Genomic DNA, 3,266 nt, shown 5'->3' with positions numbered 1-3,266 from the left:
CGGGCGGAGAACCAGCCGTCCCCCGAGCCCAGCGTACGGAGTTCATCGACCGGTGGAACGCCGACCCATCGGCAGCGCGAGCTGCCGCGGACCGGCTCCGCGCCGATGTGCGAACCGCCGCGGCCGAGGACCGGCTGGAGGAATTGCTTCCGTTCACCGGCCAATCGGCGGCGCTTGTTCACGACGTCTTGCCCGCCGGTGTGCTCGTGCGGCGCCTTGCAGCGGACGCAGCGGAGGCGCTGCACACGGCCGGAAGATGGGTGCGTGACCCCAGGCAACCGGATCCAGATAGCGGTGGTGCATCTGGCCCACCTCTGGTGGCCGACCTTTAGGCCGTTGCAGCCGTGCTGGTGTGGACGTATGCGACGCGACCTCAGCTGGTTGCGCCGACGACGTCGGCCGGCTTGTGCGGTGCGACCGCCCGGCCCCTTCGTGCACCCCACTTCTCCACAGGGTCGCCTGCGCCGGGGATCCGTCATGACCTGTGATGAGTCTGCTGCAAGCTGCGCCCGTGAGTTCCGAGCGCCTGTGCAGTGTCTGAGTTGGGACAGCTCTAGCCGAGTCTGATCGAGGACATAGCCTCGATGCGGTGGCGATAGACGTCCATGCTGGTTGTTCCCGGGGTGTGGGGCTTTCCGCCAGGTGGTGATTGCGGTGTCCGTCCGCAGACCCGAGGAACGTCGATGGGCTTGGGTCCTCGATGACGGTGTGCGCCTTGCCGTCCGGATGGGCGGCGTCACCGATGAGCTGGATCTGCTGCGGCGTGCGGCAGGCGCCCTTGAGGATCAGGTTTCGGCAGTTGATCCCGGTGGCGGGCCGACGCCGACTGACCGTCGATCCGGTCCGGCGCCGCGCGGCACCCTGCGCACCCGCGAAATCCCAGGCTCGGCAGAGGCCATCGGTCCGTGAAAGCGCCGGCCGGGTTCGGTCCGCGTGCCGCGTGGCCGGCACTGGCGCTGTATGCAGGGCTGCGTGCCGTGGCGCTGCTGGTGCTCTGGTGCGTGGCCGACGCCCGCGGCCGAGACTTGAGCGGCGTGCTCACTCGCTGGGACGGGGGGTTTTACCTGCGCCTCGCCGCGCAGGGCTACGACACGGCGATTCCGCTGAAGCCCGACGGCGGTCTGGCCCCCACCAACCTCGCCTTCTTCCCGCTCTATCCGGGGTTGATCGCCGCCCTCGACCCGGTGCTGCCCGGCGGCTCCCGGGTGGCCGCGATCGCCGTGTCCTGGGCCGCCGGACTGGCCGCCGCGTGGGGGTTGTACGCGGTGGGCGCGCAGCTGCGCGACCGGCGCACCGGGATCGTCCTGGCCGGGTTGTGGGCGGTCGTGCCGCACGCCGTGGTGGAGTCCATGGGGTACACCGAGACCGTGTTCACCGCGCTGGCCGCCTGGTCGCTGTTCGCGGTGCTGCGCCGGCGGTGGCTGACCGCCGGGGTGCTGTGCCTGTTCGCCGGGCTCACCCGGTCGGTCGCCATCGCGCTGATCGCCGCGGTCGGATTGGCCGCGCTGGTGGCGGTGTGCCAACGGCGCGACGGTTGGCGTCCGTGGCCGGGTGGGGCGCTGGCCCCGCTCGGATTCCTCGGGTTCGTGGCCTGGGTCGGTGACCGGCTCGGCCGCTTCGACGGCTACGTATACCTGCAACGGGCGGCCTGGCATGCGTCGTACGACGCCGGCCATTACACCCTGACCCGGATGATCGAAATCCTTAACCGGCCGCAACGACTCGGCTTCTACGTGACCACCTTCGTGGTGCTGCTGGCCCTGGCCCTGTTGGTGCTGCTCGCGATCAGCCGCACGCCCTGGCCGCTGGTCGTCTACGCCGCGGTGATGTTCGCGGCGGTCGTCGGCGTCGAGGGGTACTACCACACCATGGCACGGCACCTGCTGCCCGCGTTTCCCCTGCTGCTACCCGTGGCCTACGGTCTGGCCGCAGCCCGGCGCTCCACGGTGGTCGTGGTGTTCGCGCTGCTGACGGCAATCTCCACCTGGTACGGCGTCTATCTCTGCCTGATCTGGAACAGCTCGCCCTGACCGGGAACCACATCACCCTGAATGCCCGCCGCGTTCGGCGTTGGTCTTACCCTGCCAGTTGCGTATGTCGTCAGGCGATTGCCGCCGCCGCTCGACGACGCCACTCTGCAAGTGACTGCGGTGATCCGCGGGGTCATGCGGCCTTCCCAGGTGTTTGTTCGACGACAGCATCGTGGATCCGACACTGGGGCCTGTCGGTGGCCCGGCAGCGACCACAATGGTGCCCTGTGGCGTCTTGGAGGACCAGAAATCGGTTCCCGGGCAGCCGGGCATGTCGCCCCTGCGGGAGACATCAAATCACTGTCCTACCTGCCTTTTGCGAGCTCGTGGCCCGCCTTTCGGGGGGTCGGGATGCGATGTCCGCAGGGCACCCCTGACAGCCGTCCTCACTAGGTGGACGAGTTCGCCGACGACGATAGGAGTTACTCATGAAGCGTCCCACACTAATGATCATCGGGCTGCTCCTGGCAGTCGCCGGCTTGGCCGCCTCCCAGGGATTCACCGGGCATGCGGCCACCGCCGGCCCTGCGGCTGCCAATGACAGGCACGGGTTCGAGCGGTTCCTGCGGCGTTACGAAGCCGCCAACACGGCTTTCGTCAACGGGGACCCCTCGCCGTGGTTGTCGATGACCGCCGAGCGGAACCCGGCGTCGATCTTCGGCGGGTTCGGTGGCCTGGGAGAGGCGGGCGTGGCGGAGGTCCGGCAGCGCTACCTGCTCGCGGCGACCGCGTTCCAACCGAGCGGTGCGACAGTGCGTTTCGATTATCTGGTCAAGGACGTGCGGGGCGGATTGGCCTACACGGTCGCGATCGAACGCTCGACGGTCCTCTACGCAGGGCGCACCGAGCGGCAACCGCAGATCTTGCGGGTCACGATGATGTTCCGCTTCGATCGCGGTGCCTGGAAGATCATTCACCGGCACGCGGACACGATGATCGACCTGCAGCTGCCCACACCAGACACTGGGCCGCGGGTGGCTTGACGACCGCCGCTCGTTCGACCTGAGGGCCGTGCCGGGTTCTCGGTCGCCGATGACCACGTCTACAAACTGCCCCCATCACGCCGACTGCGCGGCACCCGCCCGGTCGATTCGGCGAGTACCTCGGCCAGGCGGCGCACGTTGCTGGCTACTGACCGGGGGACCTCGCCGTGGAGTGCAGCGAACCCAGGGCGACGAGGAACCCGCCCATCGTTCGCCATTGCGGTGTACGCCAGGACGCTCGTGTAGCCGTACC

General features: G+C 68.9%; 4 protein-coding genes. 3 read left to right on the top strand and 1 reads right to left on the bottom strand.

Translation table 11 applies throughout. The features are described from left to right. Nucleotides 1-245: hypothetical protein (locus AB0M20_RS34140; RefSeq protein WP_364304474.1), on the bottom strand; the 245-nt coding region annotated here is incomplete at its 3' end. 397 nt (nucleotides 246-642) lie between these two features. Here AB0M20_RS34140 and AB0M20_RS34135 point away from each other — a divergent pair. The 3 genes from AB0M20_RS34135 to AB0M20_RS34125 all read left to right on the top strand — a co-directional run bounded on the left by AB0M20_RS34135 (nucleotide 643) and on the right by AB0M20_RS34125 (nucleotide 3,013). Further along, on the top strand, nucleotides 643-909 hold the full coding sequence (locus tag AB0M20_RS34135; RefSeq protein ID WP_364304473.1) for a hypothetical protein: 267 nt from the start codon (nucleotides 643-645) through the stop codon (nucleotides 907-909). Beyond that, a complete protein-coding gene (locus AB0M20_RS34130; RefSeq protein WP_364304472.1) occupies nucleotides 906-2,030 on the top strand; it encodes a glycosyltransferase family 39 protein in 1,125 nt (374 codons plus the stop codon). The genes AB0M20_RS34135 and AB0M20_RS34130 overlap by 4 nt, the downstream gene beginning before the upstream one ends. Before the next feature lie 428 nt (nucleotides 2,031-2,458). Further along, the gene (locus AB0M20_RS34125) at nucleotides 2,459-3,013 is read left to right on the top strand and encodes a nuclear transport factor 2 family protein (RefSeq protein ID WP_364304471.1); all 555 of its coding nucleotides are present in this window, start codon (nucleotides 2,459-2,461) and stop codon (nucleotides 3,011-3,013) included. Nucleotides 3,014-3,266: the final 253 nt, after the last annotated feature.

This window comes from Actinoplanes sp. NPDC051633 (assembly GCF_040681735.1).
Lineage (GTDB): Bacteria > Actinomycetota > Actinomycetes > Mycobacteriales > Micromonosporaceae > Actinoplanes.
Note: the sequence above shows the minus strand (reverse complement) of the source record. Positions and strands in the feature narration are given on the sequence as shown.